Genomic DNA, 14,058 nt, shown 5'->3' with positions numbered 1-14,058 from the left:
CCGACACCTACTCCTGCTCCACTGCCGACGCCTACACGAACCCCTGCACCGACGCCCACTCCTGCTCCGGTGCCAACGCCTACTCGAACTCCGGCACCAACACCCCCTCCAACCCCAACACCCACTCCCACGCCAGTGCCAACCCCAACGCTTACCCCTATTCCTCGATTTACGCCGTTTGTCCCTCTTACCCCTACCCCCAATCCAACTCCGGCCTCGACACCGACCCCAGCAACGCCAACACCTGCCCCAGAGCTTGCTTTGAGCGGCCAGTGGCTCTACGAGGGAGGATCCTTTATCTGGCAGGGATCGCTGTGTAAGATCAATGTTGCAACTGGCATCCAGGAAACCGTCTCCATCCAGCAAAACGGCGATCAGATTACCATTTCCTCACCCAGCTTTTCTGAGCGCAGTGGCCAGCTCATCGGCAACCAACTTTCTGTTAGCGGCAAAATAGGGGGTAGCGGTACTCCAACTGTCACGTGGAGCGGTACCGTCAGCTCTGACGGGCGTTTGATTCGCGGCACAGCCACCTGTGGCAGCGCAAGCTTTGCCATTAGGCTTACCCGCCAGAGCTAAATACCCACACCGCCTCGGTCACCGCCACCACCATTTTCCCTGTCGTCAGGCTTCTGCTGGATGGGAGGGGGAGGAGGAGGCGCGGCAGAGGTTTCCCTCACCACCTCGAGGGTATAGGGACCTCGGCCTGGGCTACCCGGAGCAACGCTGCGGGAATTCTGGGCCCAGTAGCTTTGCACTAGCACTAGGTAACAGCGGTCTTGCCGTACTGGGATCGTCAGCTCGGAGGTGGTGAAATCACCAGGCTTTGCGTCATCGTTGATGAAGAAGAATTCCGGATCAGTCTCCCTGTTGACATCAAGACCAAAGATGGCCAGCAGAGGGTCGAAGACTGGACTAGTTAGGCGGATAGTAACTCCCGTAACATTGGCTGCAGAAGAAAGTAAAGGAATCCATCGACATAAAAGGTAAACGTACCAGGGGGAGGTGGGACTTCCCGGGCATTTATGACATTGTCCTTCTCATCAAAGTAGATCTCCAAGTCGCTATTTGGCCCCAAGGTTCCACTGCGCCTTGCTCCTGGGCGCAAGCTCTTGGCCTCGAAAATCGCTGGAAAGGCTTGCGCGCAAACATTGACTGGAGGTGGCACCGTCCCTCCAGCTCCCCCACAGCCTGCCAGGAGGGCAGCCGAGGCTAGGAAGCCCCAAAAAAGCTTCAGAGGGGATCCCCAAACCTTTGATGTTGGCGCTGCCATAGATACCTCTTGCAGGATCATTAGCTTCTCCAGATTAGACTACAGCCATTTCGGCAAGCTGCAGCGAACGGATTTGGCAATCCATCGATCCCTCCCCTTGATCCTTTGAGCAGCGACATCCAGCAGGAGCGGCTCCGTTTTAGCCTAGTGCCTCCTAGGCCTATGTCGGGTAGAGTTGGCGGTAGCTATCGACGCCGTAGTGGTTAACCTATGAACAGCCCGCTGAGTAAGAATCGGGATCCCAATCTCCTGCTTTCACAACGCCCTGAGCGAGGCAGCCCAGGCTGGAGCCTTCCCTTTGGAGGTTGGGAACTCGCCTTGTTGTGCGGATCGCTGCTATTGGGAGCTTGGGGTGGCCACCTCTTGACTTGGGCCCAGGAAGCGGAACAAAAGCCAGAGCCAGAAGTCTCCCTGCCGGTGAGAGACATCGATCCGGCGGTGCAGATCCGAGTTCGGAACGAGCTGGTTAAGCTCTGCGGAGAGTATCGATGCGAAAGCTATCGCTTTCCAGTGCGGGTTTTGGTCAGGCCTGAAGACACTCTGGGAACTCTGCTGGAGCGACTGGATGCGGAGATGCTGCGGGAGGTGGACCGGGTGTTTCAAACTCGGCCTGACTTGAACCGTGTCATTGTCGATGGCTACGTCTTTGTGGGCACTCCCTCTTTCGCCAGTCGGGAAGTGCTGCTGCAAACCCTGTTTGTGCCCCGTCACCGCTGGGCGGTGGGCCGCTTTGGGCCGGAGCAGGACGGAATCTTCTATGCCGAGCTGCTGGAACAGGTAACGCCCTTTTTAACTCAGCCGCCAACCCCGACCCCTCCGCCTGAGGCTGTGCTTGAAGAGCCTGTACCTCCTTTGCCTCCCACGCCAGCTCCTATAGAGACACCAACGCCTACACCTCAAGCAACGCCAGAAGCTCCACCGCCACCAGGGGGTGTAATCGAGCGGCAACCCATCCAGCCTTGACCTGCACCTCTGGGGTTGAGACCTAAGCAGGTGGTGATTTAGGCTTCAAAGTTAGGGGATCCCTTCCCTTAGGTTGCTTGACTGGTGTGCACAGCATGGCAGGACACAGCAAATGGGCCAACATTAAGCGGCAAAAAGCCCGTGTAGATGCCAAAAAGGGCAGCCTATTTACCAAACTTTCCCGGGCCATCATCGTGGCAGCGCGCAACGGCCTGCCCGATCCTGACGCCAACTTTCGGCTGCGCTCGGCCGTGGAGAAAGCCAAAGCGGCAGGCATGCCTGCTGAGACCATCGAGCGGGCCATCGCCAAGGGATCCGGCAACTGGACCGACGACAGCCCCCTGGAGGAAATTCGCTACGAAGGCTACGGCCCTGGGGGGGTAGCTGTCTTGATCGAGGCGATGACCGACAACCGTAACCGCACGGCTGCCGAGGTGCGGGAGGCCTTCAGCAAAGTCGGCGGCAGCCTGGGGGAAAGTGGCTGCGTGAGCTGGCTGTTCCGGCAAAAAGGGGTGATTAGCCTAGAGGGGGTGACAGATCCCGAAGCTCTGCTGCTAGCGGTAGCCGAAGCAGGCGGGGAGGATCTCAAGGTAGAGGGAACCGACGCAGAAGTCTACTGCGATTACACCCTGCTGGAGCAGGTGGCTACCTACCTCAAAAAAGAAGGCTACCAGGTGCAAGAGGCGGCCATCCGCTGGATCCCCTCTACGGAGGTGCATGTGGAGGACCCCGAGACAGCCAAGCTGGTACTGACCCTCATGGAGCGGCTGGACCACTTGGATGATGTGCAAAATGTCTACGCCAACTTTGAGATCGACGAGGCATTGATGGAGAGCCTGGCCTAAAGGTTCTAGCGCAGCTTGACGGCGGTGCCGGCGGCGGTAACGAGGATCATGGTCGCGCTCATGTTGGTATGAATGCTAACGCCTAGGATGCCATTTGCTCCCAAACGTTTGGCTCGCTGCTCCAACTCTTCCAAAACCTTTTTCTGGGCATTCTCGAGAACTTCTTCATAGGTTCTTGTGCGTCCCCCGATGATGTTGCGGAGGCTAGCAAGGAAGTCCCGTAGAACATTGGTGCCATAAACTACTTCGGCGGTAACAATGCCCAAGTAACGCTCAACCTCTCTACCTTGGAGCACGTCTGTAGTGGTCAGCAGCATGGCTTGTTTCCGCGTCACCCCCTCACAAGCTAGCCAATCCTCTCCAAGGTGGAAAGCTCTCCAACCCAGTGGTGGGAGCTAGAATGAGCTACCTCTAGGGCACCGTTTTTCAGCTAGCCAATGACAGCCCTAGTTCGCGTAGTGGGGAGCTTGAATCTGGACTTGGTGGTGCAGGTACCACGCCATCCTGGGCCTGGGGAAACGGTGCTGGGATCCGACTACGCCACCTACCCTGGGGGTAAGGGAGCCAACCAAGCGGTGGCAGCAGCCCGGGCGGGAGCCCAGGTGGAGATGTGGGGGGCAGTGGGATCTGACAGCTTTGGCTGCCTGCTGAAAGAGAACCTGGAGCAGAACGGCGTCGATACCCACCACCTGCGGGAGCTGGAAGGGCCCAGCGGCATCGCTCTGATCACTGTGGATCCAGCAGGGCAAAACCGGATTGTGGTCAGCCCCGGCGCTAACGGTCGCTACACCCCCGCCCAGCTGCCTCCTTGGACGCCGGCAGCGATGGTTCTGCTGCAACTGGAAATCCCCCTGGCCACGGTGCAGGCGGTGGCAGAGCAAGCCTTTGCCCAAGGGATCCCCATCCTGCTCAATCCAGCCCCTGTGGTGCCCCTGCCGGGATCCCTGTTGCGCCAGGTGCGCTACTTGGTGCTCAACGAAAGCGAAGCCGCTGCTCTTGCCCAATCCCCGGTGGAGACACCCGCGCAAGCCGAAAAAGTGGCCCAAGCCTTGCAACGGCAGGGGATCCCGACAGTGATCGTCACGTTGGGGGGAGCAGGCTTGGTCTGGGCCGATGGCGGAGAAAGCGGCTACCTGCCGGCCCACCCTGTGGCGGTAGTGGATACCACCGCTGCCGGCGACAGCTTCTGCGGCGCTTTGGCCGCCTGCCTAGCTACTGGCAAACCCCTGAGGGAAGCTCTACGGTTTGCCAATGCCGCTGCGGCTTTGTGCGTAACCCGCCCTGGGGCTCAGCCTAGTTTGCCGCGCCGCGCTGAGATCGAGGCGTTTCTGGCCGCTGCAGGCCCCCATCCTTAAGCACAGCTTCCTGCGCTACACGGAAAAGGCCTCTTGGCGGTGCTGCCGCAGCCGCTCTAGGCTGAGAGGGCCCTCAAGGTGTTGCCAGGGAAGGGGATCCGCCGGATCCCAGTTGCTGTGGACGTAGTAGTCCAAGGGCGGAAGCTTTCCTTTGAGCTCTTTGAAGGCGCGCCGGTAGCTGCCCAGGGAGTCGCCAAACTCCCGCGCCAACTGCAAAACCTGCGCTACTCGTCGATCCCCTCTGGAAATCAGAGCCTGAATGACCGACCAACTATAGCTTTCTGGGCGGAACTCAATCCCCAAGGGACGCAGGTGTTTTTGGTACCACTGCAGCTTTTTCTCCGCCTGGGGATCTACCCCCTGCCACTGAAAGGGAGTATGGGCTTTGGGCACAAAGGTGCTACAGCCCAAGGCCAAGCGCAGGCGGGGAGCCACCTTTTTGAGCTCCTTGAAGAGGGCAACTGTGGCCTCCAGATCAGCCTGGGTCTCTGCCGGGATCCCCACCATGCCATAGAACTTGATCCCCTTCAGGCCGCCGGCCTGAGCGTGGGCTGCCGCCGCCAAGATCTCTTCGTTGGCTAGCTTTTTGTTAATGACCTGGCGCAGCCGCTCCGAGCCACTCTCAATGGCCACGGTGATGGACTGGCTGCCGCGACGGGAGAGAACTTGCGCCAGGCGAGGCGTGACCGTGCCCGTGCGCACCGAAGCCAGGCTGAGGCGCACCTGCTCAAAGCGATCCTGAGCCAGGTACTCCAGCAGCTGCTCAAACTGGGGGTGCTGGGTTACCGAGGCCCCCAAAAGGCCAATCCGCTGGGTCACCTGCAGCCCCCGCTCCACTGCTGGGATCAGATGCCCCTCCACCTCAGCAGCGCGGAAGGGCAGGGTCAGGTAGCTGGCCAGGCAAAAGCGGCACATCTCCGGACAACTGCGCACCACCTCCACCATGTAGATGTTCTCCCAGGCTGCCTTGGGGGTAACCACGGTGGAAACCGAGAGGGTGTTGCCGCGGAAGGTATGCTTGCGGATGGAGCTGGGGATCCCGTCCAGCTTGGGAATGACTTTCTCCACCGGGCCCTCGGGCTCGCGGTAGTGCACCTCGTAGAGGCTGGGCACGTAGATCCCTGGTACCTGGGCCAGCGCCTGCAGCTTTTCCGCTCGGGATCCCCGCCTTACCTGGCGGTAGGCTTGGATCATCTGTTCCACCAGCCCTTCCCCGTCTCCCAGCAGGACGAAGTCGAAGAACGCAGCAAAGGGCTCAGGGTTGGCCGTCAACACCGGGCCACCGCCGAAAACCAAGGGATCCGCTTCCCCCCGCGCCTCGGCCTGGAGGGGGATCCCCTGTCCCTCCAGCAGATCCAGGATATGGACGTAGTCCAGCTCCCAAGACAGGGAAAAGCCCATCAGCTCTGGATCCCGCGGCAGAGGTTCGGCCAGATCTGTAAAGAGGCGGGAGACGACCACATCTTGACGGCTGGCCAGCAGGCTCCAGATGACCTGGTAGCCAAGGCTGGTGATTCCTACTGAGTAAGTGTTGGGAAAGGCGTAGATGACCCGCACGGCGTCCGGGTCGGGTGTGGCCGGCGTGAAGAGAAGCTGCTCGAGGGCAAACTCCGAAGGGGTCAAGGCAAGGACGGCAAGGAGCTCCTTTCCCAGCTTAGCCGGGTTTTGCAGGATTCACCGCGCTGCGCCGGCAAGCTCCAGGTACTTTTGCTTTACCGCCTGAATATCTTGCCACATCAGCCACTTGGGACTGCCGGGGGTGCGGTCGGGGTTACGCAGCAGATAGGCTGGGTGAAAAATCGGCATGCACCAGCGCCCCTGCCACTGGATCCACTCGCCGCGAATCTTGGTAATGCCCCGCTTATCCCCCAGAAGGGAGCGCACCGAGGTGGCGCCGGTCAACAAAATGATCCAGGGATCCACCAGGCGGATCTGCTCCAACAAGTAGGGCCGGCAGGCGTCCATCTCCTCCTGGGTGGGCACGCGGTTGTTGGGGGGACGGCACTTGACGACATTGCAAATGTAGGTGTCCCGTTCGGAATCTAGCCCCACGGAGGCCAAGATCTTATCGAGCAACTGCCCCGACTTGCCCACGAAGGGCAGCCCTTGCAGATCTTCCTGTTCCCCCGGCCCCTCGCCGATGATGAGAATCCTTGCCTTGGGGTTGCCTCGGTGCACCACCACATGGGTACGGTTGGCCGCCAACTCGCAGCGCTGGCAGACTCGGCAGTGCTGCTCCAGTTGTTCCAGATCCCGATAGGTACCGGGGGGAATGGGCACCTGGGCCGAGAGCGGGATCTGGTCCCATTGGGGAAGCGTCTCCGCAGTGGGGGCAGGCGGCTCTAGGGGATCGTCAAACAGGCTGGGCTGAAGCTCCGAGCCTCTTTTCTTGGCAGCCATTGCAAGCTGGGGGTTCCTTGTGCAGCGATCTTCGGCTGCTCCTTTGCCCTTGTCAAGCTGGGAGGCTCTTTCCCCCAAAAGGCAGCCTTTACGTCTTGTTAAACTGAGGAAACAAAAACCGGCCCCAGCCCCATAGGCCTGTATGCTGCTTCTATCCAAAGACCTGCCCAACCTCGACTACCGCCCCACCCTGCAGCGCTTCGGCGAGGACTGGCGGGATCCCCTTTCAACTCTCTTGGGCTGGGGGCGGGCTGCCGGCGCCGATTTGGTGGAGATCTTCCTGGAGCGGGTCAACTCCATCAGCTGCCTGGCGGAAGACGACGCCATCACCAGTATCACCCCTCGGCTTTCCACCGGCGCAGGGGTGCGGGTGTTTCGTGGCCTGGCTGACTGCTACGTCAGCACCAACGATCTCTCCTTTGCCGGCCTCAAAGCTGCTCTGGAAAAAGGCCTGCTGCTCATGGGCCTCACCCCCCCTGGTCCTGCCGCTTTGGTCTCTCCTGCCAACTTAGGGCTGCTCCAAGACTACGCCGAGCGCCGCAGCAAAGACGGCTGGCTCAAGGAATGCAGCCCTATTGGCGAAATGGGCGAGATCCTGCTGCGGGCCAACGCAGAGCTGAAGCGGCAAGCTCGCCACGTCCAGTCCCGCCGCACCAACTACTTCCGCGACTGGCAGGAGATCCTGGTGGCCTGCAGCGATGGCACCTTTGTGCGTGACATTCGCCTCACCCAGTCGGTCAGTTCTACCCTGCTCTGCGCCGACGGCGACCACCGGGCTTCCGTTAGTCAACGGGCGGGGGGCACCGGGGATCCCGACTTTTTGCGCCGCTGGGATCTTGTAGCCCACAGCCAGGAGCTGGCAGAGGCTGCCGGCCAGATGCTCTATGCCGACTACGTGGAATCGGGCACCTACCCCATCGTCATGTCCAACGCCTTTGGCGGCGTGATCTTCCACGAAGCCTGTGGGCATCTCTTGGAAACCACTCAGATCGAGCGCAAAACCACCCCCTTTGCTGACAAAAAAGGCCAGAAAATTGCCCACAAAAACCTCACCGCCTGGGATGAGGGGCTCTCCGAGGGGGCCTTTGGCAGCCTGGATGTGGACGACGAGGGCATGCCGGTTCAGCGCACCCTGCTCATTGAAAAAGGCATTCTGAAGAACTTCCTGGCCGACCGCGCTGGCTCCATGCGCACTGGCCACCCTCGCACCGGCAGCGGTCGCCGCCAGAACTACACCTTTGCCCCCGCCAGCCGCATGCGCAACACCTATATCGCTCCCGGCGATGCCGAATTGGACGATCTTTTTGCTTCTATTGACAAGGGCATCTACTGCAAGCGCATGGGGGGAGGCAGCGTCGGCCCCACGGGACAATTCAACTTTGCCGTTGAAGAAGCCTACCTCATCGAAAACGGCAAAATTACCAAGCCGCTCAAGGGGGCTACCCTAATCGGGGAAGCTAAGGACATCCTGACCAAGATCTCCATGTGCTCCAAGGATCTTCGCCTAGCCCCTGGCTTCTGTGGTTCTGTCAGCGGCAACATCTACGTCACCGTGGGTCAGCCCCACATCAAGGTGGACGCCATCACCGTGGGCGGGCGCTAGATCCAGGGATCCCCCATGGCCTACGACAACGTTTGCAAATACCTGGCAGAGCGCTTCCCGGAGCAGTTTGCCGGCTGGCTGGTAGGAGAAGTGGCTGCGCCGGTGCAGATGCTGCCTACGGAATTGTCAGAGGAGCCCATCCGGGCAGACTCCGTGATTTTGTTGGGGCTTCAGCAGAGCATTTTGCATCTGGAATTTCAAACAGATCCAGATCCTGAAATCCCCTTTCGCATGGCTGACTACCGGCTTCGCCTCTATCGGAAATATCCCCAGCTACCGGTGCGGCAGGTGGTCATTTATCTTCGCAAAACGCGCTCGGAGAGGGTTTTCCAAACCTTTTTCCGCCTAGAAAGACTCAGCCATGAGTTCGAGGTCATTCGCTTGTGGGAATGCAACTTGCCAGCCGGAGCCGTTCGCGTGAGCGGTGCGGAGCACATTCGCGTGAGCGGTGCGGAGCACGTTTGGCAAGCCCTGCTCCCTTTTCGCGTCCTGAGTCAGGTGGAGGATCCGACAGAAACCTTGCGGGGAGTGGCCAGTGAGCTAGAGCGCTTGCCAGACCTCAACGAGCGACGGGAACTGGCAGCGGCAACAGCCGTTTTGGCAGGACTAGCATTGGATCGGTGCTGAATTCGACAAATCATGAGGTCTTTGGATATGAGGGAGTCGGTGATCTACCAAGAGTGGCGGGCAGAAGCTCTGCGCGAGGGCCTGGAAGCAGGGCGCAAAGAAGGTCTGCAACTGGGCCTGCAACAAGGACTGCAACAGGGATTGCAGCATGGAGAAGCAACGCTGGTTTTGCGGCTTTTGCGGCGGAAGCTGGGATCCCTTGACCCGGCTCTGGAAAACAGGATTTGGACTTTGCCAACGTCGCAACTGGAGGCGCTGGGGGAAGCGCTGCTGGATTTCAACAGCGTGGAGGACTTGACCGCCTGGCTGGCCCGTCGGTAGGGGAGAGAAGGAGTGGCGATACTGCAAGTTGAGGCCTTGGCCGAACGGGTGCAAAGCTGTGCCAAACGTTTGGGGATCCCCCAGTTTGATCTCTACGGGGCTCAAGTGGACGAAACCAGCGTGCAGGTAGATCACGGGGAACCTCGCCAGGTCAAGGCTTCCCACCGCTGCAGCGTAACGGTGCGGGCCTGGAACGACCAAGGGCAGGTGGGAGTGACCTCCACCACCGATGTCGATGAGGCGGGGTTGGAACTGGCCCTGCAGATGGCCTTTGAAGCCAGCCACTTCGGTGTGCGGGAACATGCGCCCCAATTTAGCCCAGAGGCCAAGCTGCCCATTCTCCAGCCCTGCAACGACAAAAGGCCCCTGGCGCTGGCTAGCGAGCTCCTAGAGCAACTGGTGGCTGCTGAGAAGGCTTTGCTGGGATCCCATCCCGCCATCCAAGGGGTACCCTACAACGGCTTGGCCCAGCGACAGATCGACCGCTTTTACCTCAACAGCGACCAAGCCCTGCGCCAAGAGGGCCACACCCTGGCCTCAATTTTTCTCTACGGGAAAGCAGAACAAGAGGGCCGCAAACCCCGCAGCGCCGGCGCCATTCGGGTGGCTCGCAGCCTAGAGGAGCTGGATATTCAAGGTTGCACCAAAGAAGCTGCCGAGAAACTCATCAGCCACCTGGAGTACGAGCGGATCCCTTCGGGGAAATACATGGTGGTTTTTTCTGGGGAAGCTTTTCTAAGCCTCTTGGGAGCTTTCTCCAATCTCTTCAACGCCCAGAACATCCTCGACAACCAAAGCCTTTCCACCCCCGACTCGCTGGGCAAGCAGATTGCCTCACCTCTCCTATCGGTGTGTGATGACGCTCTCCACCCAACCAACGTAGGAGCGATCAGCTTTGACGGCGAAGGCACCCCCACCCGCCGCGTTCCCCTCATCACCAACGGTGTCCTAACCCACTTCTTGCACAGCGCCGGCACTGCCAAACGTCTGGGGGCCCAGCCCACCGGCCATGCCAACATCGGCGCCAAAGTGACGGTTGCCGCCCACTACTATCACGTGTTTGCTGGCGCACCGCCGGAGAGCACCTATGACTTGGCCACGGCTGAGAACGTGGTCTGGATTGACGAGTTGCAGGCTCTCCATGCTGGAGTTAAGCCTCTACAGGGATCCTTCTCCCTGCCCTTTCAGGGCTGGTGGGTGCGCCAGGGAGAGCGCATCAGCATCGAGGCGGCCACAGTAGCCGGGGACTTTCTGGAGCTGTTGAAGTCGATTTTCTACGTCGAGCCGGAGCCACAGGTCACTCCTGCTGGCCTGTGTCCCCGCATTTGGGTAGCTGACCTCTCCATCACCGGCCAGTAGCTCCATGAAACTCACCCGCCTCGACCTCAACAGTTGGCTCGTCCAGACCCAGAGGCAGACCTTCCTCCTGGATCCGTGGCTGGTGGATCCTTTGGTCTTCTTTGGCCTGCCCTGGTTCCTCCGCCTGGAGCACCGCCAGCCGCCCCCCTTTACCCCGGAGACTCTGCCCAAAATTGACGGGATCCTCCTCAGCCAGGGCCAGCCGGATCACTGCCACCCGCCTACCCTGCAAAGGTTGGACAAGCAGATCCCGGTTTTGGCTTCACCAGCTGCAGCTAGGGTAGTGAAGCGTCTGGGATTTGCAGCGGTTCAAGCTCTGGATCCCTGGCAGGGGGTGCAGTGGGGGGATCTGCGCATCACAGCAGTTCCCGGCGCGCCTTTGGGGCCGGTGCGGGAGCTGGGCTTTTTACTGGAAGAGCTATCCACCCAGACGCGGCTTTACTATGAGCCTCATCTTTCCCAACCCGATGTCCGCCCGCGGCTGCAGCAGGAGTTTTCTCCCATCCACACTCTGTTGATTCCGGTGGTGGGGCAAATCTTTCCCCTCTTGGGCGAGGTAATCATGGGGCCGGAGCGAGCCCTGCAGGTGGTGGCAGCCCTGCGCCCGCAGCAGGTGATCCCGACGGCGATGGGAGAGGTGAACTACCAGGGCTGGTTGGCCGCCCAGATCCGCCCTCTGGGGAGCCTAGAGGAGTTTCGGGAAAAGCTGGGATCCCTGAACGCTGCCACCGGCCGATCAATCCGACTATGCTGCCCTGCTCCTGGGGAAACGGTGTCTCTTTCTGTTGCAGCCAAGGCATGAGCATTCCTTCCCAAGTCCCGCCTGGCCCTGATCTGGTGGCTATTTTGCGGGCAGATTACGCTCGCTTTCCCAAAAATCAAACTTACTCAACTTACGATCCCCAAGTTTACTTCCGGGATCCCCTCAACGAGTTTTGCGGCCTGGATCGCTATCGAGCCATGATCGACAGCCTGGGGCGGTGGCTGCAAGATATCCATCTCGAGCTGCACGACATCCAACAGGTCGGCGCTATATCAGCACCGAGTGGACGCTAAGGGGATCCCTGTCTTTTTTGCCCTGGCGTCCCCGCCTGTGCATCCCTGACTAGACAGCAATGCAACTCAACGCCACCCTCAATCCCTAGCGCTGCTCTCGCTGGCAGGTACTGCTGCAAGCTTTAGAGGGCGGGGAGTTTCTTTGCTAGAATTAGAAAGCTCACTTTTCGGCGCTGCTGAAAAGTAGTTGCATAGGTGCACTGGAGAGATGGCCGAGTGGTCGAAGGCGCAGCACTGGAAATGCTGTGTGGGGCAACTCACCGTGGGTTCGAATCCCACTCTCTCCGTCACAGAATCGTTTCCCTAGCTGCTGAGGTTTCCTGAGCTCCGGTCGTATGACTTTGCAGCTTGTTAGCTCCGCTTTTGCCCCCTCAGAACCCATCCCCTCCCGCTACACCTGTGAAGGAGACGACCTTTCTCCCCCCTTGAGTTGGTTGGGGGCACCTGCAGGAACCCAAAGCTTTGCCCTGATCATGGATGACCCAGACGCCCCCAGAGGCACCTTTGTCCATTGGGTAGTCTACAACTTGCCTGCCAGGGTCACGAGTCTGCCAGAAGGGATCCGCTCCGACAGCGATCTCCCCCAAGGGGCCGTCCACGGGCAAAACAGTTGGGGTCGGAACACTTATGGTGGCCCTTGCCCTCCCAGCGGCACCCACCGCTACTTCTTCACCCTCTACGCCCTGGACAGGCAGCTAGCCTTAGCTCCAGGAGCCACCAAAGAGGCCTTGCTACGGGCCATGGAAGGCCACATCCTCGCCCAGGCGCAGCTGATGGGCACCTATCAAAGGAGGGGAAGCTCGGGGTAGGCCCCCCATCCCTGCGTAGAGATCCCACAGCTCTTCTCTCCACACCACCGAGCCAGCCACTGCTTTTCTACCCAAAACGGGGATCCCTACCTGGGCCGGCAACTGCCAGACCAAGGCAGGCTCTAGTCGGGAGGAGAGGGCTGGTGCCGCTTCCAGGAGCACCCACCCTAGGCAGTCGGCCTTGGTTTGCCGCAGCAAAGCTGCAAAGGCGGCTGCTTGGCTAAGGGCAGCTTCTTCAGGCAGCGTCAGAAGTACCTTGAACCCCCACGCAGCAGCTAGGTCAGCCCAGGTTTGGCCAGGCCCCAGAGGGTCGGCAAGGCTTCCGGGCACCACCAGCAGCGGGGCCTTCTCTCCCTCCCAAGCAACCATCTGCCGCCAGAGGGTTCTAAGCTGGGCTTCGGAAGGTCTGGGATCCACCTCGAGCAGGCCCCAAGGGGCTTGCACCGCCTGCTGCCAGGCCTCTGCCACTCCTGGCGCTGCCCGACTTCCAGGCCAGGTGTCTGCCACCATCACTCTCATGGCTCCCCTGTCTCAGCTTCCCAGAGGCTGAGAAACTCGGGTTGCACCTCAAAGCCAAACACCAAGGCCATGTCGCGCAGCATCGAGACCGATCCCAGTTTCTGCTGCTTAAACCAGCGCATCAGCACAAAAATCTTCTGGTAGACGAAGATCTCCAATGCCTCCGGGTTGTAGACGATCCCTTCGCGCGGGTTGAACTGGTGAGGCACCAGCATGGCGGCGTAACGGGCCAGCTCACCACTGCGCCAGTCGAGAAAGTAGGGCATCCAGGGGTAAACCGTGTCCCAGCGGATGAACCACAGGCGCACTTCTGGGATCTCCGAGAGCTCGCGCGGATCGTCGGGGCTGCGCGGCCAATCGATGGCGCACTGAACCTGCTGAGCGGCGCCAACGGGATCCGCCATCAGGGTTTTCACCAACTCATGGCCCGGCGTTAAATCCAGGGTTTGAATGGCTTTGGCCGGCAAGTAGAAGGTAATCGGCACGACGACAAGCAGTTACCTTAACGCCTTGAATCCTGGTCAGGGCTGTGGATAGCATCAACCTCTTGCAGCTTATCTCAGCTCTGGGCTATTCACCCCTGCCAGCGGGATCCCCAGCCGAGTTAGGTCGAGAACAAAGCCTGCCGCCACCAAGAACACCTGGTCTGCCAGCGGGGCCAGCTTCTGAGTGAGCTCCCCCATCCGATCGCGAAACTGACGCCCCAGCGGATAGGCAGGCACCACTCCCCAGCCTACTTCTTCGGAAACCAGGATCACTTTTCCTCGGCAGCCTTGCAACGCTCTCAAGAAGGATTGCGCCAAGGGATCCCATTCCCCAGGCGAGCAGTCCAAGCTCTGGGCCACCCAGCCCCCCAGCGAATCCACTAGGGCACAGCAGGGCTGAGGTAGCTGCTGCAGTTCGGCGCCCAGGTCAGGCCCCGTTTCCC

Annotated in this window: 17 protein-coding genes and 1 tRNA gene; 12 read left to right on the top strand and 6 right to left on the bottom strand. The window is 60.2% G+C overall.

Features of this window, described 5'->3' with window-relative positions; all coding sequences use genetic code 11:
* The 3 genes from NW860_RS09330 to NW860_RS09320 form a co-directional block, all read left to right on the top strand.
* On the top strand, positions 1-320 hold a 320-nt coding region (locus NW860_RS09330), incomplete at its 5' end, for a hypothetical protein (RefSeq protein WP_414513808.1).
* Between the two features lie 1,316 nt (positions 321-1,636).
* Positions 1,637-2,236, top strand: a complete 600-nt coding sequence (locus NW860_RS09325; RefSeq protein ID WP_414513807.1) for a hypothetical protein — start codon at positions 1,637-1,639, stop codon at positions 2,234-2,236.
* Between the two features lie 95 nt (positions 2,237-2,331).
* Positions 2,332-3,081 carry a YebC/PmpR family DNA-binding transcriptional regulator gene (locus NW860_RS09320; RefSeq protein WP_414394604.1) on the top strand — a complete coding sequence of 250 codons (750 nt, stop codon included), beginning with the start codon at positions 2,332-2,334 and terminating at the stop codon, positions 3,079-3,081.
* A 5-nt stretch (positions 3,082-3,086) separates the two neighbouring features.
* Here the strand turns inward: NW860_RS09320 and NW860_RS09315 are convergent, their stop codons facing one another.
* On the bottom strand, positions 3,087-3,398 hold the full coding sequence (locus NW860_RS09315; protein WP_011431068.1) for a YbjQ family protein: 312 nt from the start codon (positions 3,396-3,398) through the stop codon (positions 3,087-3,089).
* Between the two features lie 120 nt (positions 3,399-3,518).
* Between NW860_RS09315 and rbsK the strand changes: the two genes are divergently transcribed.
* A complete protein-coding gene (gene rbsK / locus NW860_RS09310; RefSeq protein WP_414513806.1) occupies positions 3,519-4,436 on the top strand; it encodes a ribokinase in 918 nt (305 codons plus the stop codon).
* A 15-nt stretch (positions 4,437-4,451) separates the two neighbouring features.
* Here rbsK and NW860_RS09305 read toward each other — a convergent pair whose 3' ends face one another.
* Complete coding sequence (locus NW860_RS09305) at positions 4,452-6,059, bottom strand: B12-binding domain-containing radical SAM protein (RefSeq protein ID WP_414513805.1); 1,608 nt, start codon at positions 6,057-6,059, stop codon at positions 4,452-4,454.
* 51 nt (positions 6,060-6,110) lie between these two features.
* A complete protein-coding gene (locus tag NW860_RS09300) occupies positions 6,111-6,716 on the bottom strand; it encodes a uracil-DNA glycosylase (RefSeq protein WP_414394814.1) in 606 nt (201 codons plus the stop codon).
* 262 nt (positions 6,717-6,978) lie between these two features.
* Here NW860_RS09300 and NW860_RS09295 point away from each other — a divergent pair, with 262 nt between their 5' ends.
* The 8 genes from NW860_RS09295 (at position 6,979) to NW860_RS09260 (ending at position 12,611) form a co-directional block, all read left to right on the top strand.
* Complete coding sequence (locus NW860_RS09295) at positions 6,979-8,439, top strand: TldD/PmbA family protein (protein ID WP_414394609.1); 1,461 nt, start codon at positions 6,979-6,981, stop codon at positions 8,437-8,439.
* 15 nt (positions 8,440-8,454) lie between these two features.
* Positions 8,455-9,066: an Rpn family recombination-promoting nuclease/putative transposase gene (locus tag NW860_RS09290; RefSeq protein ID WP_414513803.1), complete on the top strand. Its 612-nt coding sequence runs from the start codon at positions 8,455-8,457 to the stop codon at positions 9,064-9,066.
* A 12-nt stretch (positions 9,067-9,078) separates the two neighbouring features.
* Positions 9,079-9,387 carry a DUF4351 domain-containing protein gene (locus NW860_RS09285; RefSeq protein ID WP_414513801.1) on the top strand — a complete coding sequence of 103 codons (309 nt, stop codon included), beginning with the start codon at positions 9,079-9,081 and terminating at the stop codon, positions 9,385-9,387.
* Between the two features lie 18 nt (positions 9,388-9,405).
* The gene (locus tag NW860_RS09280) at positions 9,406-10,746 is read left to right on the top strand and encodes a TldD/PmbA family protein (protein ID WP_414513809.1); all 1,341 of its coding nucleotides are present in this window, start codon (positions 9,406-9,408) and stop codon (positions 10,744-10,746) included.
* Positions 10,747-10,750: 4 nt separating this feature from the next.
* Positions 10,751-11,548, top strand: coding sequence for an MBL fold metallo-hydrolase (locus NW860_RS09275; protein WP_414394615.1), 798 nt, complete (start codon positions 10,751-10,753; stop codon positions 11,546-11,548).
* Entirely contained in the window at positions 11,545-11,802 is a 258-nt protein-coding gene (locus tag NW860_RS09270; RefSeq protein WP_414513799.1) for a DUF2358 domain-containing protein, read from the top strand. Before NW860_RS09275 ends, NW860_RS09270 begins: the two co-directional genes overlap by 4 nt.
* 202 nt (positions 11,803-12,004) lie before the next feature.
* Positions 12,005-12,089: transfer RNA gene (locus NW860_RS09265), tRNA-Ser, on the top strand.
* 48 nt (positions 12,090-12,137) lie between these two features.
* Entirely contained in the window at positions 12,138-12,611 is a 474-nt protein-coding gene (locus NW860_RS09260) for a YbhB/YbcL family Raf kinase inhibitor-like protein (RefSeq protein WP_414513797.1), read from the top strand.
* Here NW860_RS09260 and NW860_RS09255 read toward each other — a convergent pair.
* The 3 genes from NW860_RS09255 to NW860_RS09245 all read right to left on the bottom strand — a co-directional run.
* Positions 12,534-13,121 carry a hypothetical protein gene (locus NW860_RS09255; protein WP_414513795.1) on the bottom strand — a complete coding sequence of 196 codons (588 nt, stop codon included), beginning with the start codon at positions 13,119-13,121 and terminating at the stop codon, positions 12,534-12,536. The two genes, NW860_RS09260 and NW860_RS09255, sit on opposite strands and share 78 nt — an antisense overlap.
* A 5-nt stretch (positions 13,122-13,126) precedes the next feature.
* Positions 13,127-13,615, bottom strand: a complete 489-nt coding sequence (locus tag NW860_RS09250; protein WP_414394621.1) for a CRR6 family NdhI maturation factor — start codon at positions 13,613-13,615, stop codon at positions 13,127-13,129.
* Between the two features lie 69 nt (positions 13,616-13,684).
* The coding region (locus tag NW860_RS09245) for a bifunctional adenosylcobinamide kinase/adenosylcobinamide-phosphate guanylyltransferase (protein WP_414513793.1) at positions 13,685-14,058 on the bottom strand (374 nt) is incomplete at its 5' end.

It is taken from the genome of Synechococcus sp. F70.1, assembly GCF_047502745.1.
Classification (GTDB): Bacteria; Cyanobacteriota; Cyanobacteriia; order Thermostichales; family Thermostichaceae; genus Thermostichus.
This window is presented reverse-complemented; position numbering and strand designations above follow the sequence as displayed.

Coding starts and splice junctions, on each gene's coding strand:
- NW860_RS09255 (WP_414513795.1), bottom strand. CDS start 13,121: ATGGTGGCAGACACCTGGCCTGGAAGTCGGGCAGCGCCAGGAGTGGCA.
- NW860_RS09320 (WP_414394604.1), top strand. CDS start 2,332: ATGGCAGGACACAGCAAATGGGCCAACATTAAGCGGCAAAAAGCCCGT.
- NW860_RS09275 (WP_414394615.1), top strand. CDS start 10,751: ATGAAACTCACCCGCCTCGACCTCAACAGTTGGCTCGTCCAGACCCAG.
- NW860_RS09260 (WP_414513797.1), top strand. CDS start 12,138: ATGACTTTGCAGCTTGTTAGCTCCGCTTTTGCCCCCTCAGAACCCATC.
- NW860_RS09285 (WP_414513801.1), top strand. CDS start 9,079: ATGAGGTCTTTGGATATGAGGGAGTCGGTGATCTACCAAGAGTGGCGG.
- rbsK (WP_414513806.1), top strand. CDS start 3,519: ATGACAGCCCTAGTTCGCGTAGTGGGGAGCTTGAATCTGGACTTGGTG.
- NW860_RS09270 (WP_414513799.1), top strand. CDS start 11,545: ATGAGCATTCCTTCCCAAGTCCCGCCTGGCCCTGATCTGGTGGCTATT.
- NW860_RS09290 (WP_414513803.1), top strand. CDS start 8,455: ATGGCCTACGACAACGTTTGCAAATACCTGGCAGAGCGCTTCCCGGAG.
- NW860_RS09315 (WP_011431068.1), bottom strand. CDS start 3,398: ATGCTGCTGACCACTACAGACGTGCTCCAAGGTAGAGAGGTTGAGCGT.
- NW860_RS09295 (WP_414394609.1), top strand. CDS start 6,979: ATGCTGCTTCTATCCAAAGACCTGCCCAACCTCGACTACCGCCCCACC.